The following is a 23,739-nucleotide window of genomic DNA, read 5'->3' as shown; positions in this document are numbered from 1 at the left end:
CTGTCGCCGAACTGAAACAATGCTATCGCCCAATACGCGCCTCGATAGACCAGGCGGGCATCCATGCCTATACGCATCCTCATCGTCGAAGACGAGCCGGCCATCTGCGAGATGCTCACCTTCGCGCTGGCCGACAGCGGCTACCGCTGCGATGTGGCCGGCGACGTGCGCCGCGCCCGTGCCCTAGTCGCGGACAGCAATCCCGACCTGGTGGTGCTGGACTGGATGCTGCCCGGCCAGAGCGGCATCGAGTTCGCGCGCGAGCTCAAGCGCGACGCCGCTACCCGAGACATCCCGGTCATCATGCTGACTGCCCGCACGCAGGAAGCCGACGTGGTCACCGGCCTGGATGCCGGGGCCGACGACTACATCACCAAACCCTTCTCGCCGCGCGAACTGGCCGCGCGCATCAAGGCCGTGCTGCGCCGCGCCGCACCGCATGCGGCCGGCGAGGAGCTGGCCGTGGACGGACTGCGGCTGGACCCGGTGGGTCACCGCGTGCTGCACGGTGACGGTGAACTGAAAGTCGGCCCGACCGAGTTTCGCCTGCTGCAGTTCCTGATGGGCCACCCGGACCGGGTATACAGTCGCGGCCAGCTCATCGACCAGGTGTGGGGTCGCAATGTGTATATCGAGGAACGCACCGTGGACGTGCACGTACGGCGCCTGCGCGAGGCACTGTTGCCGGCCGGCAAGGACCGGCTGATCCAGACCGTGCGCGGAGCCGGCTACCGGCTGTCCGCCAAAGACTGAGCCGGTGATTCGCGGCGCGGTGGCCGAGACCGCCCTCGGCGGCGGGCTGCTGGCCGGTGGTGCGCTGCTGGGCTGGATGGCGGGCGATGCCGGCACCGGTGCCGGCCTGGGTCTTTTGATCTACATCGCCTGGCACATTCGCAACATCCTGCGCCTGATGGCCCGTCTGGGCAGCGATGCGGACACGCCCGAGTCGGTGGGCCTGTGGGGCGAGCTGTTCGAGCGCCTGCACCGGTCACGGCGCGAAGCGACGGCCGCCCAGCGCCGTCTTGCGCAGATCGTGCAGCGCTTCGAGGAGTCCAGCGCCGCCCTGCCCGATGCGGCCGTGTTGCTGGGCGAGGATGGCCGCATCGACTGGTGCAACGAGGCCGCGCAGCGCCTGCTGGGCCTGCGCACGCCGCGCGACCTTGGCCAGCGCATCACCAATGTCGTGCGCCACCCGGCCTTTGCACGGTATTTCAGCGGCGAGGGCGAGCGCGCGGCCGGCATGGAGTTCCCGGCGCCGCAGGGCGACGACCTCATGCTGCACGCCCAGATCGTCAGCTTCGGCCAGGGCCGCCGGCTGCTGGTGGTGCGCGACGTCACGCAGGTGCGGCGACTGGAACAAGTCCGGCGGGACTTCGTCGCCAACGCCTCGCACGAGCTGCGCACCCCCCTGACGGTGGTTTATGGCTTCCTGGAGACGCTGGCGCGGGACGGTGCGGCAGTGCCCGAACGCTGGCGCCGCCCGTTCGACCTGATGACCCAGCAGACGCTGCGCATGCAGCGCATCATCGACGACATGCTGATGCTGGCGCAGCTGGAAGGTGACGGCGGCCACAGCGCGGACAGCGACGTCAACGTTCCGAACCTGCTGCAGCTGATCCGCAGCGAGGCGATCGCGCTCAGCGGCAGCCGACGGCACCGGATAGACATCGACGCCGACCCGGGCCTGTGGCTGCGCGGCAACGAATCCGAGCTGCGCAGCGCCTTCTCCAACCTGGTCGGCAACGCCGTGCAGCACACGCCCGACGGTAGCACGATCACCATTCGCTGGCGGCTGCAGGACGACCGACCGGTGCTGGAGGTGCAGGACAACGGCGAGGGCATCGCCGCCGAGCACCTGCCGCGTTTGTCGGAGCGCTTCTACCGGGTCGACGCCAGCCGCTCACGGGCCAAGGGCGGCACCGGCCTGGGTCTGGCCATCGTCAAGCATGCCCTGGCACGGCACGAGGCCGAACTGCGCATCCGCAGCCAGGTGGGTCAGGGCAGCACCTTCAGCTGCGTGTTTGCGCCTGCGCTGAGCCGGCGCGTGGCCACCGGCCCCGCTGTAACGAACGCACCCCATCTGTAACTTGTTTGTCATAGATCACTGTGACACTTGCGCGGCTTCTCGAGCCGGCAGCGTGCCGGTCGTCTCGGCCGGACCCCTGACGGGCCGGCTTCCGCAGGGTGGCGAGTGCGCCGCCCGCCTCGCACAGGGAGATTTCGAACATGCGTCACACGCGTCTTGCCACTGCCCGCACCGCACGCCTGTGCGGCGGCCTGTTGCTCGCCGCCGTCGTCCCGGCCCATGCGGCGGTCGATGCCAAGCTGCTCGACATGCTGCTGGCCAACGGCTCGATCACCGCAGCCCAGCACGCCGAACTGTCCGCCGATCTGGCGCGCGAGACGAAAGCCGCCGAGCGCACCGCCAGCAAGCAGGTCAAGTCGGAAGAGATGACCGCGCTGCAGCAGAAGCTCGCCTGGGCCATGAACACCCAGCTCAAGGGCGACGTGCGCGTGCGCTACGAGAACATCCACATCGAGGACGAGCCCGACAACGGCCGTGACAGGGACCGCCAGCGCATCCGCGCCCGCCTCGGCGCCTTCACGCAGGTCAATCCCGAGGTCGAGGCCGGCATCCAGATCGCCTCCGGCGGCGGCAAGGACGCCCGCTCCACCAACCAGGATATGAACGATTACTTCAACAAGAAGGATCTGTGGCTGGATCTGGCCTACATCGACTATCACCCGCTGCAGGTGCCGGGCCTGAAGGTGTTGGGCGGCAAGATGAAGCAGCCGTGGGTGAGCATGGGCGACGTCATCTGGGACGGCGACATCAACCCCGAGGGTGGCGCCGTCACCTACAAGCGCCTGTTCGGCGGCACGGAGGTGTTTGGCAGCGCCGGCTACTACGTGCTGCAGGACAACATCGACGGCGAGGGCGTGCAGTTCGAGCACGACCTGCGCCTGTACGCCGGCCAGGTCGGCACGCGCCTTTTCCCGGGTGACAGCTTCAAGGTCACCCTTGGCGGCAGCGTCTATGCCTACGACAACGATGAAGACAGCACCGCGCTGCGCGTGAACGGCAACACCACCGACGAGTTCCGCCTGTACGAGGCCTTCGGGCAGTTGGACGTGATCGGCCTGCCGCTGCCGCTGTCGGTGTATGGCCAGTACGTGAAGAACGGCGCGGCCCGCGGCATCGACGAAGATCAGGACCAGGCCTGGCTGGTCGGTGTGATGACGCGCCTGTTCGACGTCGGCGTCGACTACAACTACCGCGACGTGCAGCGCAACGGCGTGGTCGGGGCGTTCACCGATTCGGACTTCGCCGCCGGCTACGTCGGCTCGCGTGGCCACAAGCTCAAGCTCAAATACGACCTGGGCAAGAATTTCTCGATTGGCACCACCTATTTCATGGCCGAGTCCGACGTCGCCAGCCGCTTCACCGACGACGCCAGCGTCAACACCCTGCAGGTGGACGTAGAGGCCAAGTTCTGATCGCCGTTCGTCACGCGCCGGTAATGGCGGCCGCCCATGCTGGGAGGCCGCCGCATTTTCCGATGCTCAACTCAAGGAGTACGCACGATGAAATATTTTCCTGATTCCGTGAAGGCGACCCTGCGCGCCGCCGGCCTGCTGGCCGCGCTGGGTGGCTGGTCGGCCGGCGCTGCGCATGCCGCCGGGCTGATCGAAATCGACGGTTCCAGCACCGTGTATCCGATCACCGAGGCGGTAGCAGAAGAATTCCAGAAGGCGTCCGGCGGCACCAAGGTGACGGTCGGCATTTCCGGCACCGGTGGCGGCTTCAAGCGCTTCTGCCGCGGCGAGACCGACATCTCGGATGCCTCGCGGCCGATTCTCAAGGAGGAGATGATTCTGTGCGCCCAGGCCGGCGTGAAGTACTACGAGTTGCCGGTGGCCTATGACGCGCTCACGGTTGTGGTCAGCAAGAACAACGATTTCGTCGACTACCTGACGGTGGAAGAACTGAAGAAAATGTGGGAGCCGGCCGCCCAGGGCAAGGTCACCAGCTGGAAGCAGATTCGCGACAGCTTCCCAGACGTGCCGCTCAAGCTGGCCGGTCCGGGCGCCGACTCCGGCACCTTCGACTACTTCACCGAAGCGGTCATGGCCAAGGCCAAGTCGTCCCGTGGCGACTACCAGGCCTCCGAGGACGACAACGTGATCGTGCAGTTCGTGTCCCGCGACAAGGGCGCGCTGGGCTACTTCGGGCTTGCCTACTATGAAGAGAACAAGGACAAGCTCAAGGCGGTGCCGATCAAGGCCAATGCCAGTGCCCCGGCAGTTGTCCCGTCGCTGGAAACGGTCAATAACGGCGCCTATGTGCCGCTGTCCCGGCCGATCTTCATCTACGTGAAGGAAAAGTCAAAGGCGCGGCCGGAAGTGCGTGAGTTCGTCGAGTTTTACCTCAAGAACGCCGCCGAACTGGCCAAGGAAGTCGGTTATGTCGACCTGCCGGCGGCGGCGTATGAGCTGGCGCTGGAGAACTTCCGCAGCGGCAAGCTGGGTACCGGCTTCGGCGGTGCGTCCGAGGTCGGCCTGAAGGTGGAAGACCTGCTCAAGCGCGAAGGCAAGCTCTGAGCTGAGCACTGCCGGCGGCGGGCGGGGGGCATCCATGCGCCTCCCGCCCGCACTGTTTCCGGTGGCAAGATCGAGCCGCCGGCGCAGACGGGTTAGCCGCAGGTGCTTGAGTTAAAGTTCGCCACCCCGAAAATCCGTCATATCTTCTCCGGTCAGCCAGTGTGAACACCGCGCCCACCAACAGCCGTTCCGGCCGTTTCGCCCACAATGCACTGCGTCATTGGGGCGAACGGATAATCGAGTCGGTCCTGTTCCTGGCAGCATTCTCGGCAGTGGCGGTGACGGTAGCCATCGTCGGCATCCTGCTCTACGAGTCGCAGGCCTTCTTCCAGCATGTGCCGCTGAAGGATTTCCTGACCGACACGCAGTGGACCATCATGTTCACCGACAAGCACTTTGGCGTTGCGCCACTGCTGGCGGGTACGCTGACCACCACCGGCGTGGCGCTGCTGCTGGCGGTGCCGATCGGGACCGTGACGGCGATTTATCTGAGTGAATTTGCCAGTCACCGCGTGCGCGAAACGGTCAAGCCGGTACTGGAACTGCTGGCCGGCATTCCCACCGTGGTATTCGGCTACTTCGCGCTGCTGATGGTGACACCGGCCCTGCAGTGGTTCATGCCCGACCTGCCTGGTTTCAACATGCTGGGGCCGGGTCTGGTGATGGGCATCATGATCATCCCCTACGTCAGTTCGGTGGCCGAGGACGCCATGCGCGCGGTGCCCATGCACATGCGCGAGGGTTCCTACGCTATGGGCGCCACGCGTCTGCAGACCGCGCTGAAGGTGGTGATGCCGGCGGCGACTTCCGGCGTGGTGGCGGCCTATATCCTGGGCATTTCGCGGGCGGTGGGCGAAACCATGGTGGTGGCAGTCGCCGCCGGCCAGCAGCCGAATTTCACCTTCGACCCGCGCGAGTCGGGTGCCACCATCACGGCCTTCATCGTGCAGGTGGCGCTGGGCGACCTGCCACATGGCAGCCTCGAATACCAGAGCATCTTCGCCGTCGGCCTGGTGCTGGTGCTGCTGACCCTGTTCTTCAACGTGCTCGGGCACGTGGTGCGCAAGCGTTTCCGGGAGGCCTACTGATGGCATACGACGCGCAGGCCGTGCGCCGCCTGGTGGCGCGCGGCAAGCAATGGGACAAGGTGTTCGTCATTGCCGGCCTGCTGTGCATGATGGTCGGCGTGCTGACGCTGGCGCTGCTGCTGGTCGGATTGATCCAGGACGGTGCTGGCCGGCTGAACTGGCAGTTCTTCAGCCACTTTCCATCGCGACGGGCAGAGCAGGCCGGCATTCTGAGCGCGATTGTGGGCTCCAGCCTGGTCATGCTGGTCACGGCCCTGGCGGCGATTCCGCTGGGTATCGCCGCCGGCGTGTATCTGGAGGAGTACGCCGGGCGCAACTGGGTGACCGAGATCATCGAGGTCAATGTCACCAATCTGGCCGGCGTGCCGTCGATCGTCTACGGCCTGCTGGCGCTTAGCCTGTTCGTGTACGGGCTCGGTTTCGGGCAGAGCATCCTGTCGGCCGGCTTGACGCTGGCGCTGCTGATCCTGCCGGTGATCATCGTGTCGACCCGCGAGGCGATTCGCGCCATCCCGGGCATCATCCGCGAGGGTGCCTACGCGCTGGGTGCCACGCGCTGGCAGACGGTGCGCGACCACGTGGTGCCGTACTCGACGGGCGGTATCCTGACCGGCGTGATCATCGGCCTGGCGCGGGCCATCGGCGAGACGGCACCGGTCATCACCATCGGCGCCCTCACCTTCATCGCCTTCCTGCCGCCGGCGCCCGTGAGCGGCGAGTTCCCGTTCCTGTCCTTCGAATGGCTGCGCTCGCCGTTCACGGTGATGCCGATACAGATGTTCAACTGGCTGTCGCGCCCGCAGGCGGCGTTCCAGGAAAACGCCGCCGCCGCCGGCGTGATACTGGTGGTGATGACGCTCGTGATGAACGCCGCCGCCATCTGGCTGCGCGTGCGCTACCGCAAACGAATCAAATGGTGAGGGAAAACGGCATGGATATGTCGGCCGGCATGACCGCCAAGCAGGCGACGGACACAGCGATGCCGCCGTTGAAAGCCGAGGCGCGCGAACTGGATTTCTTCTACGGCGAACTGCAGGCGCTCAAGCGCGTCAGCATGCCGGTGGCCGCCAACCGCGTGACGGCCCTGATCGGCCCCTCCGGCTGCGGCAAGTCGACTTTCCTGCGCTGCTTCAACCGCATGCACGACCTGTACGACGGCAGCCGCTACCGCGGGCAGATCGTGTTCCAGCCGGATGGGGTCAACGTCCTGGACCGGTCGGTGGACCCGATCGAGGTGCGCATGCGCATCGGCATGGTGTTCCAGAAGCCCAATCCGTTCCCCAAATCCATTTTCGAGAACGTGGCCTATGGCCTGCGCGTGCGGGGCGAGCGCAGCCAGCGCGTCATGGCAGAAAAAGTGGAAATGGCCCTGCGCGATGCCTCGCTGTGGGAAGAGGTCAGCGACCGGCTGGACGACATGGCCTTCAACCTGTCCGGCGGCCAGCAGCAGCGCCTGTGCATTGCCCGCGCGCTGGCCACCGAGCCGGAACTGATGCTGTTCGACGAGCCGACCTCGGCGCTGGACCCGATCGCCACGGCCAACATCGAGGAGCTGATCCACCGCCTCAAGGACAAGGTCACGATCCTGATCGTGACGCATAACATGCAGCAGGCGGCGCGCGTGTCAGACTACACGGCCTTCATGTATCTGGGCGAGCTGGTGGAGTTCGGCGACACCAACCTGATCTTCACCAATCCGAAGTCAAAGCGGACGGAAGACTACATCACCGGCCGTTACGGCTGACGCGGGGACACTGCCATGACACTGGGCAAGGACGACATCGGCCACCACATCTCGCAGCAGTACAACCAGGACCTGGAGAACCTGCGCAGCCACGTGCTGCACATGGGCGGCGTGGTCGAGCGGCAGATCGCCGACGCCATCACCGCGCTGGAAGAGGGCGACACGCAGCTGGCCGCCTCGGTGGTCGGCGGCGACCTGCAGGTGAACGCGCTCGAACTGAACCTGGACGAGGAATGCAGCCGCATTCTGGCGCGCCGCCAGCCGGCCGCGGGTGACCTGCGGCTGATCTTTGCCGTCATCAAGACCGTGACCGACCTGGAGCGCATCGGCGATCAGGCCGAGCGGGTGGCGCGCACGGTGCTGGAACTGGCCAATGTCGAGCCCGGTCGCTCGCGGCCGACCATGCGTCACATGGGCGATCTGGCGCGCCGGCTGCTGAACAAGGCGCTGGACGCCTTCGCCCGCATGGACGTGGCCGCGGCGCTGGAAGTCGAGCGCGAGGATCTGGCGGTCGACAAGGAATACGAGGCCATCCTGCGCCAACTCATGACCTACATGATGGAAGACCCGCGCACCATCACCTGGGCACTGAACCTGATCTGGGCGGCACGCGCCCTGGAACGCATCGGCGATCACTCCAAGAACATCGCCGAGTACGTGATCTACCTGGTGCAGGGCAAGGACGTGCGCCACGTCAGCATCGAGGAGCGCGAGCGCCAGGTGCAGGGCACCGTGTCAGAGCAGCCACCGACGGCCTGAACCGCCACCGACGACAGTCGGCAGGCCGGTTGTGGGAGAGATTCCACGGCCCCGCGCACGTGCCGGCGACTTATTGGGGTTGGTACACGCGCCCTTGTGGGAGCCGCGCCCTCGCCGCGAATTCCGGAATCGTGCATTCGGCCCGAGGGCGGGCCTCCCACACGCAGCTTCAGGATTCGCCGCTGAGGCCGCTCCCGCCGAAACCGCGCGTCAGCCAGCCCGATAGGCGTCCTTGAGCTCGGCGTAGTGCGCCGCCGAGTGGACAAAAAACTCCAGCTCCTCGGGCCGCAGCTCGCGCACCGGCTTGGCTGGCCGGCCGGCCCACAGCCAGCCGCCGTACAGCTCCTTGCCGGGCGACACCAGGGAGCCTGCCGCCAGCAGCACGCCGCTGCGCAGCAGCGCGCCGTCCATCACCAGCGAGCCCATGCCGACCAGGCAGCGGTCCTCGATGGTGCAGCCGTGCAGAATCACCTTGTGGCCGATGGTCACATCGGCGCCGACGGTCAGCGGATCGCCGGCCGGCTTGCCCGGCGTCGGCTGGTTCACGTGCAGCACCGAGCCGTCCTGAATGTTGGTGCGCGCGCCGATGCGGATGCGGTTCACGTCCCCGCGCAGGACCGAAAACGGCCACACGGACACGTCGTCGTCCAGCTCCACGTTGCCGATCGCCAGTGCCGCCGGGTCCACCCAGGCGCGCGCGCCAAGGCGCGGCGTATGTCCGCCGAAACTGCGCAGGTTCATGCTTACCTCATCAGGACCAGCTCTTCGCTGGCGGTCGGGTGAATGGCCACGGTGTCGTCCAGATCGCGCTTGCGAGCACCCATCTTGACTGCGACGGCAAAGCCCTGCGTCATCTCGTCCGCACCGCGCCCGACCACGTGCACGCCGACCACCCGCTCGTCGGAACCCACGCACACCAGCTTGGCGACCGTCTGCGGCCGGTGGCTGCCCAGCGCGTAGTACATGTCGGTGAAGCGCGTGGTATAGATGCGCACCGCATCGCCGTGCGCGGCGCGGGCCTGGGCTTCCGTCAGCCCAACACTGCCGACCGGCGGGTGGCCGAACACCACCGACGGGATGTTGTCGTAATCGAGCCGGCGCTCGGCCTGGCCGCCGAACAGGCGATCGGCCAGCCGCCGCCCGGCGGCGATGGCCACCGGCGTCAGCGGTGCCCGGCCGGTGATGTCGCCCACGGCGTGGATGCCGGGCACGTTGGTGTCCTGGAAGGCATCGACCGGGATGTGGCCGTCCGCGTCCACCTGCACGCCGGTGCGTTCCAGGGCCAGCGCGTCGCTGCACGGCGCACGGCCGACTGCCCACAGCACGCAGTCGTAGCCGGCCAGCGACCGTCCGTCGGCCGCCAGCACGGCCAGCCCATCATCGCGGCGTTCGATGCCGGCCGGCACGAAACCCCGCTGCACGGCGACGTCGGCGGCTTCCAGGTGTCCGGTGACGGCTTCCTGGACCAGCGTGTCGAAGCTGCGCAGCACCGTCTGGCCGCGGATGGCGAGCGCCACCTCGCTGCCCAGCGCCCGCAGCACGCTGGCCAGTTCCACGGCGATGTAGCCGGCGCCGATCACCACCACCCGACGCGGCTGCTCGGTGAGCGCGAAAAAGCCGTCACTGTCGATGCCAAGCCCGGCGCCTGGCAGGTCCGGCACCATCGGCCGGCCGCCGGCGGCGATCAGGATGTGCCGGGCGCTGTAGGTGGAGTCGTCCACGGTGACGGCGTCCGGGCCGGCAAAGCGGGCGTGGCCGCGCAGCAGCGTGACCTTGGAGCCGTCGAGCAGGTCCTTGTAGATGCCGTTGAGCCGCGCCACGTAGGCGTTACGGGCCTGCACCAGCCGCGGCCAGTCCAGGCGCAAGCCGTCCACCGCAAATCCGTAGTCGGCCGCCAGGTGCAGCGTCTCGGCAATGCCGGCGGCGTTCCACATGACCTTCTTGGGCACGCAGCCGACGTTGACGCAGGTGCCGCCCAGGCGGGCCGCTTCCACCACCGCCACACGTGCGCTGTACTGCGCGGCCCGCCGTGCGGAGGCGATGCCGCCGCTGCCGCCACCGATCACCAGATAGTCGAAGCTTTCGCTCACCATGTCATTGCACCCCTGCACTGCCGGCAAGGCGCGGCAACAGTTCACGAAAATACCCGGCCGCCGCCAGCAGGCGACTGCCCGGCCAGCAGAACATCTCGCCGTCGACCGGCAGCATGCGCGCCTGCGGCAACACGTCCGCCAGTTCCTGCGCATGCGCCGGCTTGAACGGATACGGCTCCGACGACAGCAGCACCACGTCCGGCGCGGCGGCGGCCAGGTCCGCGGCCGTCACTTCCGGGTACCGCGGGCGATCCGCGAACACGTTGGCAAGACCCAGGCGCCGCAACACATCGTCGATGAAGCTGCCGCCACCGGCAACCATCCACGGCCGGCGCCAGATCAGGTACGCGCAGCGCAGGCCGTCCAGCCGCGGCAGCTCACCGAAAGCCGCTTCGATGTCGGCTGCGAGGCGCGCCGCCGCGGCTTCGGCGCCAAGTGCAAAGCCCACCGCGCGGGTCATGGCCAGCGCCTGCGCCACGCTGTTGGCCTCGGTCACGTACACCGGCGCGAAGGTGGCAATGGCGGCCACGTCCTGGGCGCGATTCTCCTCTCGGTTGGCCAGCACCAGGTCCGGGGCCAGCGCCCGGATGCGCGCGATGTCGGGAGTCTTGGTGCCGCCGACGCGGCGTCGGCCCGCGCGCGCCGCATCCGGGCGCACGCAGAACTTCGTTACCCCGACCACCCGCTCGCCGGCGCCCAGATCGAACAGCAACTCGGTCTGCGAGGGCACCAGCGAGACGATGCGCTGCGGCGGGCCGGCCAGCAGCAGTTCGTTGCCGATTCCGTCGCGTACGCGCCGCGGCCAGGGCCGTGGCGCGCCATCGGCCAGCCGGCGCGCGGCCTGCAGGAGGATGCCGATCCGCTCGCCACTGCCGGCGCCCGACCAGGCGGCGATGTCGTCCAGGCGCCGGCCGCAGCCGCTGCAGGCATCGGCCGCCACCTGACAGGCATTGATGCAGGCGCTGGCGACCTCAGGCGGCGTCATCCGTCTGCTCCAGCATGGTCAGAAATTCCCCAAGGATCATGCCGGTGGCGCCCCAGATGCGCGTGCCCGGCAGCGCGAAATACGGCACGCGCACGCGGCCCAGCGACTCGAAGCGCACCACCTCGAAGCCGCGGTAACGTGGGTTCAGCAGCCGCTCGAGCGGGGTCTCGATGACGGCCGCCACCTCGCGCGCGCAGGGCACGAAATCAGGCCGCGTCGCCGCGCTGGCCACGAACGGATAGACCAGATGGTTGCTGGCCCGCACATACAGGGGCGAGAGCGCGCCGAGCAGATCCAGCGCGGCCGGGTCGACGCCCAGTTCCTCCTGGGTTTCGCGCAGCGCCGTGTGCGCCAGCGCCTCGTCGCCCTCGCGCCGGCCGCCCGGCAGGGCTACCTGGCCGCTGTGCGGGCCGTCATAGTCAGGGCGGCGGATCAACGCCAGCGCCGGGTGGCCGCCCGCACCCGGGTACAGCAGCAGCAGCACGGCGGCCTCGCGGTGATCCTGCGGGATGGCCAGCCAGCGCTCATCCATGCTGCCGAGGTAGGGTGCCGGTGCCATGCGTGCCTGACCGCTGCGCCCCGGCAGCGGGCCGCTCAAGGCGGCGAGCAGCCGTTCCCGCAGCGACGGTGGGGACAGTGAACTGAGGCTGATCATGGCCAGAATGCAAGAAAAAGAGGCACCTTACCCCTGCTACGGGGTGCCCTGTCAACGCGGCGGCGATGCGTTTGCCGATGTCGTGGGCAGGGCGTAGATTGAAAACCGGCGCGTGCCTTGTGGATGGGGAAACCGCGGCGCCGCCCTGTCGAAGTCATTTCCAAGGAGAACTCCATGCGTTTACCGCTTCAGATCACCGCCCGCGATATCGAGCTGACCGAGGCCATCGAAACGGCCGTGCGCAAGAAGGCCGAGAAACTCGACCAGTTCAGTGACCGGATCATGGCCTGCCGGGTGGTGATCGAATGCCCGCACAAGCACCACCACAAGGGCGTGCTGTACAACGTGCACATCGACCTGACCGTGCCGGGCGCGGAACTGGTGGTCAAGCGCGAGCCCAACGAGGACCTGTATGTCGCGCTGCGCGACGCTTTCGACGCCGCCGCGCGGCAGCTGCGCGAGCATATGGACCGCACGCAGGATCACCACGGCCCCAACGGTGCTGCGGTGGCCGAAGGCTGAGGGCGGGCGTCTACCGCTTTTGGCGGGTGCGCCGAGCAACCAGGCCAACTAAAACCAGTTTGGGAGGTTCCTCAGACGCCGCGCAAGGCGGCGATGACTGGCGCTGTGGCGGGGCGCACACCCCGCCACAGCCAGAAGGCTTCCGCCGCCTGCTCAACCAGCATACCGAGGCCGTCGTGGCAGGCACCTGCCCCGGCCTGCCGGGCGAGCGCCAGAAACGGCCCGGCGGCGGGGCCGTAAACAAGGTCGTAGGCGACCGTTTCCGGGCTGAACACGGCCACAGGCAAATCGGGTGCCCGGCCGTCAAGACCGGCGGCGGTGGCGTTCAGGACCAGATCGAAACCGCTGCCGGGCGCCTGCAGGGCCGAGGCGCGGACCGGTCCGTGGGCGGCGAAGCGTCGTGCAAGGTCGCCGGCCCGCTGCGGCGTGCGGTTCACGATCACCAGTTCGGCAATGCCTGCGGCCAGCAGCGGGCCGACGATGCCGGCCGCAGCACCGCCGGCACCGACCAGCAGCACGCGCTGGCCGGCGAGCGCGAGACCGAGGTTCTGCGTCAGGTCGCGCAGCAGGCCGACGCCGTCGGTGTTGAAGCCGGCCAGCCGGCCGCCCGGCTCGACCCGCAGCGTGTTGGCGGCCTGCGCCTGCCGGGCCAGCGCATCGCAGCGGTCCGCCAGGCGATAGGCCTCGTCCTTGAACGGCACCGTCACATTGCAGCCGCGCCCGCCCTGGTCGACGAAGCCCCGCAGCGCCGCGGCGAAGCCATTGGGCGGCGCATCGATCGCCTCGTAGCTGAGGCTCTGCCCGGTCTGGGCGGCAAACGCGGCGTGAATCTGCGGCGATTTGCTGTGGCCGACCGGGTGGCCGAACACGGCGTAGCGGTCCATGTCAGCCCTGCAGGTAGCCGGCGGCGTCGAGGGCGAAGTAGCTCAGGATGCCGTCGGCGCCGGCGCGCCGGCAGGCCAGCAGTGTCTCCAGCACCACCGCGCGCTCGTCCAGCCAGCCGTTCTGCGCAGCGGCCTTGAGCATGGCGTACTCGCCGCTGACCTGATAGACGAAGGTCGGCACGCCGAAACGCTCCTTCACCCGCCGCACGATGTCCAGGTACGGCAGGCCGGGCTTGATCATCACCATGTCGGCGCCTTCGGCCAGGTCCTGCGCCACCTCGTGCAGGGCCTCGTCGCCGTTGCCGCAGTCCATCTGGTAGCCGTGCTTGCCGGCGCCGCCCAGATTGGCCGCCGAACCGACGGCGTCCCGAAACGGCCCGTAGAAGGCCGACGCGTACTTGGCCGAGTAGGCGAGGATGGCGGTGTTGACCAGCCCCTCGCGCTCGAGCGCCTTGCGGATGGCGCCGATGCGCCCGTCCATCATGTCGGATGGGGCCACCACGTCGGCCCCGGCGCGGGCCTGACATACCGCCTGGCGCACCAGCGCCGCGACGGTGAGGTCGTTTTGCACGTAACCCTCGCCGTCGATCAGGCCATCCTGGCCGTGCGAGGTGTACGGATCGAGCGCCACGTCGGTGATCACGCCAAGCTGTGGCAGGGCGGACTTGAGCGCCTGCACGGCGCGCGGCACCAGCCCGTCCGGGTTCCAGGCCTCGGCTGCGTCCGCGGACTTGCGGGCCGGATCGATGACCGGAAACAGTGCCAGCGCCGGAATTCCCAGATCGGCCGCCGCGCGTGCGTGCTCGACCAGCAGGTCGATGCTGCGCCGCTCGACGCCCGGCATGGACGCGACCGGCTCGCGCCGCCCGCTGCCGTCCAGCACGAACACCGGGTAGATGAGATCGGCCGGCGCCAGGCGCGTCTCGCGCACCAGTTCGCGCAGAAAGCCATGCCGGCGCAGGCGGCGCAGCCGGGTTGCGGGGTAATTGCGTTCGCTCACGTGCGGATCAGGCAAGGCTGTCGACGATGGCGCGCAGCGCCGCGAAGATGGCATCCACCGGCTGCTCGCCGGGCACGCTGTGCAGCAGGCCGCGGTCGCGGTAATAGCCGATCAAGGGCGCCGTTTCGGCTTCGTAGGTGGCCAGGCGCTGCGCGACCGTGGTCTCGTTGTCGTCGCTGCGCTGGTAGGTTTCGCCGTCGCACAGATCGCACACGCCCTCGGTCGCCGACGGGGCGGTGTAGACGTTGTAGATGGCGCCGCAGTTGCGGCAGGTACGCCGGCCGGCGATGCGCCGTTTCAGTTCCTCGGCGCTGACATCGATCAGGATGGCCGCCTGCAGCGGCAGGCCCAGCCTGTCGAGCAGCGCGCCGAGCGCCTCGGCCTGCGCCAGGTTGCGCGGAAAGCCATCCAGGATGAAGTCGTGCAGTGCGTGCGGGCCGTCCAGCGCCTCCTCGATCAGGCCCAGCACGATGTCGTCCGACACCAGCTTGCCGGCTTCCATGGCGGCCTTGGCCTTCAGGCCGATCGGGCTGGCGGCCTTGACCGCGGCGCGCAGCAGGTCGCCGGTGGACAGTTGCGGGGCGCCATAGGCCTGGACCAGTCGCTTGGCCTGTGTGCCCTTGCCGGACCCGGGGGCGCCGAGCATGACGACTCGCATGTGTTGAAAATCCTTGACGATTGGTGTGATGTGGGGGCAGCGGGCAGGGGCGGATCGCCGCCCGACCGGCGGCAAACCTAAGCGATCGCCGGTATGCCGTCAAACCGTTTTGACGGGCGCCGGGCAGAATGACGATGTCCGTTGCACCGAGGATCAAACGATGAGCAAAAACGCCTTGTACGCGCAGTCCGGTGGGGTCACCGCCGCCATCAACGTCACTGCCGCCGCCGTCGTGGAGACGGTGCGGGCGCACAGCGGGGCCATCGGCGCCCTGTATGCCGCCCGCCACGGCATCGTCGGGGCGCTCACCGAGGACCTTATCGACACCTCCCTGGAGCCGGCGGCGAACATTGCCGCGCTGCGTCACACCCCCGGCGGAGCGTTCGGATCCTGCCGCTACAAGCTGCCCGATCCGGCCCAGGACGATCGCCATTACCGGCGCCTGCTGGAGGTTTTCGACGCCCACGATATCGGCTATTTCTTCTACAACGGCGGCGGCGATTCCATGGATACGGCACTCAAGCTGTGGCGCTACAGCCAGGCGCACGGCTACCCGCTCAAGGTCATCGGCATTCCCAAAACAGTGGACAACGACCTGCCGGTCACCGACTGCTGCCCGGGCTTCGGCTCGGTTGCCAAATACGTGGCGGTGTCGATCCGCGAGGCGACGCGCGATCTGGCCGCCATGGCGACCACCTCGACGCAGGTGTTCGTGCTCGAGGTCATGGGGCGTCACGCCGGCTGGATCGCCGCCGCCGGCGGCCTGGCCGGCGAAGACGGGCCGCAGGCGATCCTGTTTCCGGAAGTCGCCTTCGATGCCGGGCGTTTTCTGGCACGCGTCAGGGATACCGTGGCCCGCCATGGCTACTGCTCCGTGGTGGCCTCGGAAGGTGTGCGGGATGCCGATGGCCATTTTCTGGCCGAGGCCGGCACCGTGGATGCCTTCGGCCATCATCAGCTTGGCGGCGCCGGGCCGGCCGTGGCGCAGCTGGTCACGCAACAGCTCGGCTTCAAGACGCACTGGGCGGTGGCCGACTATCTGCAGCGCTCGGCCCGCCATCTGGCCAGCGCCGTGGACATCGAACAGGCCTACGCCATCGGCCGCGCCGCGGTTGAAATGGCGCTCGCCGGTGACAGTGGGGTGGCGCCGGTGATCCGACGCCTGGCCGATCAACCCTACCGCTGGGATATCGCCAGCGCGTCGCTGGCGGCGCTCGCCAATCAGGAACGCCTGCTGCCGGCCGAGTTCATCGGCGACGACGGATTTGGCATCACCGATGCCTGCCGTCGTTATCTGGCACCGCTGATCGTGGGCGAGGCGTATCCGCCCTACGCCGACGGCTTGCCCCAGTATGTGCGGCTTGCCAATGCGCCGGTCGTGCGCCGGCTCGCCACGGACTTCAAGCTATAATTCCGCGCCCATTAACGTACGATCGATCACGTCGTGTTCGGTGTGGTCGGATGTGCTTTGGGGCGGCTGATTGACCGCAGAACTTCAAGGGGAGATTTCATGACCATCGACCTTGCTCTGTGGCTCGCTATCGCGGCGGGCGCAGTGGCCATCGTCTACGGCCTGCTGGCCGTGCGCTGGATCATCGCGCAACCGGCCGGCAATGCGCGCATGCAGGAGATCGCCGCCGCCATCCAGGCCGGCGCGCAGGCCTACCTGAACCGCCAGTACACGACCATTGCGGTGGTCGGCGTGGTGCTGTTCGCGGTACTGGGCCTGGCCCTGAACTGGCCGACGGCGGGCGGTTTCGCGGTCGGTGCGGTGCTGTCCGGGCTGACCGGCTACATCGGCATGAACGTATCGGTGCGCGCCAATGTGCGCACGGCGCATGCCGCCAGCATCGGCCTCAATCCGGCGCTGCAGGTGGCGTTTCGCGGCGGCGCCATCACCGGCATGCTGGTGGTCGGCCTGGGCCTGCTGGGTGTGGCCGGCTACTACCTGGCCATGCTGCAGGTCACGGACGCGGACCACGCGCTGCATTCGCTGGTGGGCCTGGCCTTCGGCGGCTCGCTGATCTCGATTTTCGCCCGTCTGGGCGGCGGCATCTTCACCAAGGGCGCGGACGTGGGCGCCGACCTGGTGGGCAAGGTCGAGGCCGGCATCCCCGAGGATGATCCGCGCAACCCGGCGGTGATTGCCGACAACGTCGGTGACAACGTCGGCGACTGCGCCGGCATGGCGGCGGATCTGTTCGAGACCTACGCCGTGACACTGGTGGCCACCATGCTGCTGGCGGGCCTGACCATGCAGGCGCTGGGCGTGAACGCCGTCCTGTACCCGCTGCTGCTGGGCGCCGTTTCCATCGTCGCCTCGGTCGCCGGAACCTTCTTCGTCAAGGTCAGCGACGGCGGCAAGATCATGAACGCGCTGTACCGGGGCGTGGCCGTGTCCGGTGTGCTCGCCGCCGCGGCGTTTTATCCGATCTCCACCGCGCTGCTGGGCGAGCAGGCGATGAGTCTTTACTACTGCTCCCTGATCGGTCTGGCGCTGACCGCCGCCATGGTGGTCATCACCGAGTACTACACGGCGACCGAATACGGGCCGGTGCGCGGCATTGCCGCGGCCTCGCAGACCGGTCACGGCACCAACGTGATTGCGGGTCTTGCGGTGTCGATGCGCTCCACGGCCTTGCCGGTGCTGGCCGTGTGCGCGGCCATCGGCGCCTCGTACCAGCTGGGCGGCCTGTATGGCATCGCCATTGCCGCCACCGCCATGCTGTCGATGACCGGCATGATCGTGGCGCTCGATGCCTACGGCCCTATCACCGACAACGGCGGCGGCATCGCCGAGATGGCCGGCCTGCCCGGCAACGTGCGCACCATCACCGACGCGCTGGATGCTGTCGGCAACACCACCAAGGCGGTGACCAAGGGCTACGCCATCGGCTCGGCCGGTCTGGCGGCGCTGGTGCTGTTTGCCGACTACACGGCCAACCTTGAGGCGATCGGCAAGCTGCAGGCGTTCAGCCTGTCGGATCCGGCGGTGATCATCGGCCTGTTCATCGGCGGCCTGGTGCCGTACCTGTTCGGCGCCATGGCGATGGAAGCGGTCGGCCGCGCGGCCGGTTCGGTGGTGGTGGAAGTGCGCCGCCAGTTCAAGGAAATCCCCGGCATCATGGAGGGCACCGGCAAGCCGGATTACTCAAGGGCGGTGGACATGCTGACCAAGGCCGCCATCAAGGAAATGATCGTGCCGTCACTGCTGCCGATCCTGGTACCGGTGCTGGTCGGCTTTGGCATGAACTATCTGATGGGACCCGGTGCCGGCGTGAAGGCCCTGGGCGGTCTGCTGATCGGCACCATCGTGACCGGTCTTTTCGTGGCCATCTCGATGTGCACCGGCGGCGGCGCCTGGGACAACGCCAAGAAGTACGTCGAGGAAGGCCACTACGGCGGCAAGGGTTCGGAAACCCACAAGGCGGCCGTCACCGGCGACACCGTGGGCGATCCCTACAAGGACACCGCCGGTCCGGCCATTAACCCGCTGATCAAGATCATCAACATCGTGGCCCTGCTGCTGGTGCCGTTGCTGTAGGCCAACAGCCAGGGTGTCTTGACGCGCCCTGGCCCCTCCATTGGGGGCGAGGGCGTTTTCATTTCAGGCAGCCAGACGCGGCATCGTAGCCGTCGCGCCAGTATCCTTGCATCCCTTCGACACTTCCCCGCTACTTGCAAGGAGCACGCAATGGGCCTGGATCTGGTCCCTGCCGGCGGCAATTTGCCGCACAACATCAACGTCATCATCGAAATCCCCAAGGATTCCGAGCCGGTCAAGTACGAGGTCGACAAGACATCCGGTGCGATCTTCGTCGACCGCATCCTGTCCACGCCCATGCGCTACCCGTGCAACTACGGCTACATCCCGCACACCGTGTGCGGCGATGGGGATCCGGCCGACGTGCTGGTGATCCTGCCGCTGACGCTGATTCCCGGCTCCGTGATCCGCTGCCGGCCGGTGGGCGTGCTGCGCATGACCGACGAGGCCGGCGGGGACGAGAAGATTCTGGCGGTGCCCGACGACAAGGTGTTTGCCGGCTACGCGCACATTCACGACATCGCCCAGGTTTCGCCGCACTGGCTGGAGCGCATCGGCCATTTCTTCGAGCACTACAAGGACTTGGAGAAAGGCAAGTGGGTGAAGCTGGACGGCTGGGACGACGCGGCGGCGGCAAAGGCCCTCATCATCGAGGCCTTGCAGCGTTACCAGAACGCCCCCGGCGACGCTCGAAGCTGATTCGCTCGAGCGCGTCAGCCCGCGGCCGGGGTATTGCGCGCCACCCAGCGACTGCTGCCGTCGGCCAGGGCTTCCTTTTTCCAGAATGGCGCCCGGTGCTTGAGCTCCTCGATCAGGTAGCGACAGGCGGCGAATGCCGCCTCGCGGTGCGCCGACCAGGCGGCGGTCAGCACGATGGCATCGCCAGGCTCGATCGGCCCCACGCGATGCACGATCAGCAGCTCGTTCACCGACCAACGGGCGCGTGCTTCGTCGGCGATGCCGGCCAGCGCCCGCTCGGTCATACCCGGGTAGTGTTCGAGCGTCATGGCGCGCACGCTGTCGCCGGCGTTGAAATCGCGCATGGTGCCGACGAACACCGCGCAGGCGCCGCTGTCTGCGGCGGTGCGGGCCGCCTGCCGGGCGGCCAGGCGCGCCCACGGATCGAACACTCCTGCGACCAGCTCGACGCTCACCTCAGCCTCCGGTGACCGGCGGGAAAAAGGCCACTTCATCGCCGTCGCGCACCGCCGCATCCGGGGCGGCGTAATCGTGATTGACCGCGCACAGGATGCCGGCCGGCAAGGCCTGGGTGCCCGTCACCGCGCACCATACGTCCGCAATCCGGGCGCCGGCCGGCAGGGCGATGTCGGCGCCATCGCGGCCGAGCGCCTCGCGCAGACTGGCAAAAAAGCGCACTTGGATGGTCATGGTCGAAACGTCCGGGGCAGGGCACACCATAATAGCGACCCGCTCACCGATCGCGTTCGTCCTGTCATGAGCAAAGCCAGCGATACCCCGCGCAGCCTGCGCGTGGCGGTCCTCACCTACTCCAACCGCCGCACTGGCGCCGATGACAGCACCGGCGACCTGATCCGCGCGCAGCTGATCGCGGCCGGCCACCGCGTAGCGGCATCGGCCATCCGCCACGGCGACGCCCCGGTCATGCGCGAATTCCTGCGCGCTTGGCTGGCCGACCCGGCCACCGACGTGGTGATTTCAAACGGCGGCACCGGGATCGGCGATTGCATGCCCGAAGCGGCGGCGCCGCTGATCGAGCACGACATTCCTGGCTTCGCAGTGCTGTTCCAGGTGCTGTCGCTGGAAGATGTCGGCAGCTCCGGCATGCTGTCGCGCGCCTGCGCTGGGCTGGCCGCGGGCAAGCTGCTGTTCCTGCTGCCGGGTTCGGCAAACGGCAGCCGGCTGGCCATGCAGCGGCTGGTCATCCCGCAGCTGGACACCACCACGCGCCCCTGCAGCCTGGCAGGCTTGCTCGCCGATGAGTGAGCTCACGCACTTCAATCGGCGTGGCGAGGCGCACATGGTCGACGTCGGCGACAAGCCGGTCACCCAGCGCGAGGCGGTGGCCGGCGGGCGCATCCTGATGCAGGCGGACACGCTGGCGCGGATTCGGGCCGGCGATCACAAGAAAGGCGACGTGCTGGGTATTGCCCGCGTCGCCGGCATCATGGCCGCCAAGCGCACCGCCGAGCTGATCCCGCTGTGCCATCCGCTGCCGCTGACCGCCGTCAGCATCGACTTCGAGCTGCAGGATGCGCCGCCCTCAGTGGTCTGCCGCGCACGGGTACGCACCGGCGGGCAGACGGGCGTCGAGATGGAAGCCCTCACGGCGGTGCAGATCGCGCTGCTGACGATCTACGACATGTGCAAGGCGGTCGATCGGGGCATGACCCTGACCGACATCGGCCTGCTCGAGAAGCGCGGCGGCAAGTCCGGGGTCTGGCGCCGGGTGGATGCGGCGGACGAATAGGGCGGCGGGCGTCTCAAGGAAGCGCTAAATAAATCCCTCCAGGATTTCTCAGCAGCGCGTCCCTGCGCTGCGGGACCCGCTGAATACTTCAGCGGGTCCTCAACCCAGCAGCAGTTCCAGCAACGCCTTTTGCGCGTGCAGGCGGTTTTCCGCCTCGTCCCAGACCACGCTTTGCGGGCCGTCGATCACGTCGGCGCTGACCTCCTCGCCGCGGTGTGCCGGCAGGCAGTGCATGAAGATCGCCCCCGGCGCCGCCTGCGCCATCAACGCCGCATTCACCTGGAAACCCGAAAACGCCTGTACGCGCGCGGCGGCCTCGTCTTCCTGGCCCATGCTGGCCCACACGTCGGTGATGACGGCGTCGGCACCGGCCACGGCGGCGGCCGGGTCATCCAGCACCTGCACGCAGTCGGCGTAGGGGGCCTGCAGCTCGGGGTCTGGCCGGTAGCCGTCGGGCGTTGCCACGCGCAGGCGAAAGCCAAACAGCCGCGCCGCTTCCATCCACGAATGGCAGACGTTGTTGCCATCGCCCACGAAGGCCGCCGTGCGCCCGCGGATGTCGCCGTGGCGTTCGATCCAGGTCAGGATGTCGGCCAGCAGCTGGCAGGGGTGGAAACGGTCGGTCAGGGCGTTGATCACCGGTACCGCCGAGTGTGCGGCGAACAGCTCCAGGCGCTCATGGCTGAAGGTACGCACCACCAGCACGTCCACCATGCGCGAGAGCACGCGGGCCGAGTCCTCGACCGTCTCGCCGCGACCGAGCTGGATGTCGCGCGGCGACAGGAACATGGTGTGTCCGCCAAGGTGCGTCCAGGCGGCCTCGAACGAGGCCCGGGTGCGGGTCGAGGACTTCTCGAACAGCATGGCCAGCACCTTGCCGGCGTAGGGCGTGGCGCGCTCGCCGCGGCGGTGGGCGGCCTTCAGCTCGGCGGCGCGCGTCATCAACCTGGCCAGCTCGGCCGGCGTCAGGTCGGTCAGGGTCAGGAAATGCCGTGCGGCCATGGCGAAGCTTCTCAATCTCCAGCGCAGAAATCGGCGATCAGCGGGCACAGGGTGTCCAGCAGCAGCTCGGCCTCGTTGTCGCTCATCACCAGCGGCGGCAGCAGGCGCACCACCCGTTCGGCGGTGACGTTGATCAGCAGGCGTTTTTCAATCGCCCGTTGCACCAGGGTGGCGCACGGCCGGTCCAGCTCGATGCCGATCAGCAGCCCCAGGCCACGCACCTCGACCACCCCCCGGCAGGCGGCCAGCCGCTGGCGCAGCGCCTGAAGCAAATACGCCCCCAGCTGCTCGGCGCGCCGCGCCAGCCCCTCGCGCTCGGTGATCTCGAGCGTGGTCAGCGCCGCCCGGCAGGCCAGCGGGTTGCCGCCAAAGGTGCTGCCGTGATTGCCCGCTTGCAGCACGTCGGTGGCCTTGCCGCCGGCCAGGCAGGCACCGATCGGCACACCGTTGCCCAGGCTCTTGGCCAGCGTCATCACATCCGGCCTGATGCCGGTGTGCTGAAAGGCAAACCAGCGGCCGCTGCGCGCCATGCCGGTCTGGATTTCGTCCAGCATCAGCAGCCAGTCGTGCTGATCGCACAGGGCGCGCACGCCGGCCAGATAGTCGGCCGACGGTAGACGGATGCCGCCTTCGCCCTGCACTGGCTCGAGCAGCACCGCCACCACCTCGCGCTGGTGCTCGGCCACTCGGCGCAGTGCGTCCAGGTCGTCGTACGGCACCCGCGTGAAACCCTGCACCAGCGGCTCGAAGCCGGCCTGCACCTTGCGGTTGCCGGTGGCGCTGAGCGTGGCCAGGGTGCGGCCGTGGAAACTGCCGTCGGCCACCACGATGGTCGGCACGGCAATGCCGCGCCCGTGGCCATATTTGCGGGCGATCTTGATCGCCGCCTCGTTGGCCTCGGCGCCGGAATTGCAGAAGAATGCCTGCTGCATTCCGGCCAGCGCAGTCAGGCGCTCGGCCAGTCGTGCCTGAAGCGGCACCTGGTAGAGGTTTGAGGTATGCACCAAAGTGGCGGCCTGCTCGGCGATGGCCCGCGCCACTTCCGGATGGGCGTGACCGAGCCCGCACACCGCAATGCCGGACAGAGCGTCCAGATAGCGTTCGCCGTGGGTGTCCCACAACCACACGCCGGCGCCGCGCGCGAACGCTACCGGCTGGCGCGCATAGGTGGCCATCAGGGCCGCATCCTGGCCAGACATTTCTCTACCCCGAAAAGCAAAAACAGCCGACGAAGCGGCTGCCTTGATAAACCAAAAGTCTAGCACCATATTTTGCTTGACAAAGGCTTCCAAACGCTGTGTTGACAAGGGGCGGGCGCGACTTCAGCATTGCATCGAAGCCCATTTTCGAAACGTGCCGCCGTGCCGGCGGCGCAGCCGGGGCGATACCAGCGTAGCGGCGCCATCCGCTGCAAAACGTGGCAGTGATTGCGAATGAGTAACGGGGAACGACGCGGCAACGACGGCGCACTGGACGTCCGCGAAGCCAAGCCCAAAGTGGCCCAGCCACCGCTGTATAAGGTGGTGTTGCTCAATGACGATTACACGCCGATGGAGTTTGTGGTGCACGTGCTGGAGCGCTTCTTCGGCCTGGACCGCGAGCGCGCCACGCAGGTGATGCTGCACGTACACACCCGCGGCAAGGGCGTCTGCGGTGTCTATACACGCGAGATTGCGGAGACCAAGGTGGCACAGGTTGTGCAGTACTCACGCGAGAACGAACATCCCCTGCAATGCGATATGGAAGTAGCCTGA

26 protein-coding genes are annotated in these 23,739 nt (G+C 67.9%); 15 read left to right on the top strand and 11 right to left on the bottom strand.

From position 1 onward, the window contains the following. The first annotated feature begins 63 nt into the window (after positions 1 to 63). The 8 genes from phoB to phoU all read left to right on the top strand — a co-directional run bounded on the left by phoB (position 64) and on the right by phoU (position 8,193). Positions 64 to 753: a phosphate regulon transcriptional regulator PhoB gene (gene phoB / locus H5U26_RS01080; protein WP_290615777.1), complete on the top strand. Its 690-nt coding sequence runs from the start codon at positions 64 to 66 to the stop codon at positions 751 to 753. Between the two features lie 4 nt (positions 754 to 757). Next, a complete protein-coding gene (gene phoR / locus H5U26_RS01075; protein ID WP_290615775.1) occupies positions 758 to 2,086 on the top strand; it encodes a phosphate regulon sensor histidine kinase PhoR in 1,329 nt (442 codons plus the stop codon). 140 nt (positions 2,087 to 2,226) lie between these two features. Next, positions 2,227 to 3,498, top strand: coding sequence for a putative porin (locus H5U26_RS01070; RefSeq protein ID WP_290615773.1), 1,272 nt, complete (start codon positions 2,227 to 2,229; stop codon positions 3,496 to 3,498). Positions 3,499 to 3,585: 87 nt separating this feature from the next. Then, complete coding sequence (locus H5U26_RS01065) at positions 3,586 to 4,602, top strand: PstS family phosphate ABC transporter substrate-binding protein (protein WP_290615771.1); 1,017 nt, start codon at positions 3,586 to 3,588, stop codon at positions 4,600 to 4,602. A gap of 161 nt (positions 4,603 to 4,763) precedes the next feature. Beyond that, the gene (gene pstC, locus H5U26_RS01060) at positions 4,764 to 5,690 is read left to right on the top strand and encodes a phosphate ABC transporter permease subunit PstC (protein ID WP_290615769.1); all 927 of its coding nucleotides are present in this window, start codon (positions 4,764 to 4,766) and stop codon (positions 5,688 to 5,690) included. Then, complete coding sequence (gene pstA, locus H5U26_RS01055) at positions 5,687 to 6,610, top strand: phosphate ABC transporter permease PstA (RefSeq protein ID WP_366055870.1); 924 nt, start codon at positions 5,687 to 5,689, stop codon at positions 6,608 to 6,610. Before pstC ends, pstA begins: the two co-directional genes overlap by 4 nt. An 11-nt stretch (positions 6,611 to 6,621) precedes the next feature. Then, positions 6,622 to 7,434: a phosphate ABC transporter ATP-binding protein PstB gene (pstB, locus tag H5U26_RS01050; RefSeq protein ID WP_290615765.1), complete on the top strand. Its 813-nt coding sequence runs from the start codon at positions 6,622 to 6,624 to the stop codon at positions 7,432 to 7,434. 15 nt (positions 7,435 to 7,449) lie between these two features. Next, the gene (gene phoU, locus H5U26_RS01045; protein WP_290615763.1) at positions 7,450 to 8,193 is read left to right on the top strand and encodes a phosphate signaling complex protein PhoU; all 744 of its coding nucleotides are present in this window, start codon (positions 7,450 to 7,452) and stop codon (positions 8,191 to 8,193) included. A 210-nt stretch (positions 8,194 to 8,403) separates the two neighbouring features. Here phoU and H5U26_RS01040 read toward each other — a convergent pair whose 3' ends face one another. From H5U26_RS01040 to H5U26_RS01025, 4 genes are read right to left on the bottom strand one after another with little or no spacing between them, the layout of a single operon-like run. Continuing rightward, positions 8,404 to 8,934 carry a gamma carbonic anhydrase family protein gene (locus H5U26_RS01040; protein ID WP_290615761.1) on the bottom strand — a complete coding sequence of 177 codons (531 nt, stop codon included), beginning with the start codon at positions 8,932 to 8,934 and terminating at the stop codon, positions 8,404 to 8,406. Positions 8,935 to 8,936: 2 nt separating this feature from the next. Further along, positions 8,937 to 10,286 carry a glutathione-disulfide reductase gene (gene gor / locus H5U26_RS01035; RefSeq protein ID WP_290615759.1) on the bottom strand — a complete coding sequence of 450 codons (1,350 nt, stop codon included), beginning with the start codon at positions 10,284 to 10,286 and terminating at the stop codon, positions 8,937 to 8,939. 1 nt (position 10,287) lies between these two features. Then, entirely contained in the window at positions 10,288 to 11,271 is a 984-nt protein-coding gene (locus H5U26_RS01030; RefSeq protein ID WP_290615757.1) for a helical backbone metal receptor, read from the bottom strand. Next, positions 11,258 to 11,926, bottom strand: coding sequence for a CoA pyrophosphatase (locus tag H5U26_RS01025; protein ID WP_290615755.1), 669 nt, complete (start codon positions 11,924 to 11,926; stop codon positions 11,258 to 11,260). The genes H5U26_RS01030 and H5U26_RS01025 overlap by 14 nt, the downstream gene beginning before the upstream one ends. A gap of 174 nt (positions 11,927 to 12,100) precedes the next feature. Here H5U26_RS01025 and raiA point away from each other — a divergent pair, with 174 nt between their 5' ends. Next, entirely contained in the window at positions 12,101 to 12,448 is a 348-nt protein-coding gene (gene raiA / locus H5U26_RS01020; protein WP_068804300.1) for a ribosome-associated translation inhibitor RaiA, read from the top strand. A 71-nt stretch (positions 12,449 to 12,519) separates the two neighbouring features. Here raiA and aroE read toward each other — a convergent pair whose 3' ends face one another. Genes aroE through H5U26_RS01005 form a run of 3 tightly spaced genes read right to left on the bottom strand, consistent with a single transcriptional unit; the run spans position 12,520 to position 14,990 of the window. Then, on the bottom strand, positions 12,520 to 13,332 hold the full coding sequence (gene aroE / locus H5U26_RS01015; RefSeq protein ID WP_290615752.1) for a shikimate dehydrogenase: 813 nt from the start codon (positions 13,330 to 13,332) through the stop codon (positions 12,520 to 12,522). A 1-nt stretch (position 13,333) separates the two neighbouring features. Continuing rightward, positions 13,334 to 14,332 (bottom strand): porphobilinogen synthase, encoded by a 999-nt coding sequence (gene hemB / locus H5U26_RS01010; RefSeq protein WP_290615750.1) that lies wholly within the window; start codon positions 14,330 to 14,332, stop codon positions 13,334 to 13,336. 7 nt (positions 14,333 to 14,339) lie between these two features. After that, positions 14,340 to 14,990, bottom strand: coding sequence for an adenylate kinase (locus H5U26_RS01005; protein ID WP_290615748.1), 651 nt, complete (start codon positions 14,988 to 14,990; stop codon positions 14,340 to 14,342). Between the two features lie 160 nt (positions 14,991 to 15,150). Here H5U26_RS01005 and H5U26_RS01000 point away from each other — a divergent pair, with 160 nt between their 5' ends. From H5U26_RS01000 to ppa, 3 genes are all read left to right on the top strand, one after another. Next, entirely contained in the window at positions 15,151 to 16,401 is a 1,251-nt protein-coding gene (locus tag H5U26_RS01000; RefSeq protein WP_290615746.1) for a 6-phosphofructokinase, read from the top strand. A 99-nt stretch (positions 16,402 to 16,500) separates the two neighbouring features. Next, positions 16,501 to 18,534 (top strand): sodium-translocating pyrophosphatase, encoded by a 2,034-nt coding sequence (locus tag H5U26_RS00995; protein ID WP_290615744.1) that lies wholly within the window; start codon positions 16,501 to 16,503, stop codon positions 18,532 to 18,534. A gap of 150 nt (positions 18,535 to 18,684) precedes the next feature. Then, positions 18,685 to 19,233, top strand: coding sequence for an inorganic diphosphatase (gene ppa, locus H5U26_RS00990; RefSeq protein WP_290615742.1), 549 nt, complete (start codon positions 18,685 to 18,687; stop codon positions 19,231 to 19,233). Between the two features lie 14 nt (positions 19,234 to 19,247). Here the strand turns inward: ppa and H5U26_RS00985 are convergent, their stop codons facing one another. Continuing rightward, positions 19,248 to 19,688: a molybdenum cofactor biosynthesis protein MoaE gene (locus tag H5U26_RS00985; RefSeq protein WP_290615740.1), complete on the bottom strand. Its 441-nt coding sequence runs from the start codon at positions 19,686 to 19,688 to the stop codon at positions 19,248 to 19,250. Position 19,689: 1 nt separating this feature from the next. Then, on the bottom strand, positions 19,690 to 19,923 hold the full coding sequence (locus tag H5U26_RS00980; RefSeq protein ID WP_068804285.1) for a MoaD/ThiS family protein: 234 nt from the start codon (positions 19,921 to 19,923) through the stop codon (positions 19,690 to 19,692). Between the two features lie 66 nt (positions 19,924 to 19,989). Between H5U26_RS00980 and H5U26_RS00975 the strand changes: the two genes are divergently transcribed. Together H5U26_RS00975 and moaC are read left to right on the top strand one after the other, a co-directional pair. Then, positions 19,990 to 20,499 (top strand): molybdopterin-binding protein, encoded by a 510-nt coding sequence (locus H5U26_RS00975; RefSeq protein ID WP_290615738.1) that lies wholly within the window; start codon positions 19,990 to 19,992, stop codon positions 20,497 to 20,499. Then, on the top strand, positions 20,492 to 20,983 hold the full coding sequence (gene moaC / locus H5U26_RS00970; protein ID WP_290615736.1) for a cyclic pyranopterin monophosphate synthase MoaC: 492 nt from the start codon (positions 20,492 to 20,494) through the stop codon (positions 20,981 to 20,983). Before H5U26_RS00975 ends, moaC begins: the two co-directional genes overlap by 8 nt. A 99-nt stretch (positions 20,984 to 21,082) precedes the next feature. On the opposite strand, the gene argF is transcribed toward moaC, so the two are convergent. Beyond that, on the bottom strand, positions 21,083 to 21,985 hold the full coding sequence (gene argF / locus H5U26_RS00965; protein ID WP_290615734.1) for an ornithine carbamoyltransferase: 903 nt from the start codon (positions 21,983 to 21,985) through the stop codon (positions 21,083 to 21,085). Positions 21,986 to 21,996: 11 nt separating this feature from the next. After that, positions 21,997 to 23,160: an aspartate aminotransferase family protein gene (locus H5U26_RS00960; protein WP_290615732.1), complete on the bottom strand. Its 1,164-nt coding sequence runs from the start codon at positions 23,158 to 23,160 to the stop codon at positions 21,997 to 21,999. A 258-nt stretch (positions 23,161 to 23,418) separates the two neighbouring features. Between H5U26_RS00960 and clpS the strand changes: the two genes are divergently transcribed. Continuing rightward, entirely contained in the window at positions 23,419 to 23,739 is a 321-nt protein-coding gene (clpS, locus tag H5U26_RS00955) for an ATP-dependent Clp protease adapter ClpS (RefSeq protein WP_323759353.1), read from the top strand.

Origin of the sequence: Immundisolibacter sp. (genome assembly GCF_014359565.1) — a bacterium.
Classification (GTDB): domain Bacteria; phylum Pseudomonadota; class Gammaproteobacteria; order Immundisolibacterales; family Immundisolibacteraceae; genus Immundisolibacter.
This window is presented reverse-complemented; position numbering and strand designations above follow the sequence as displayed.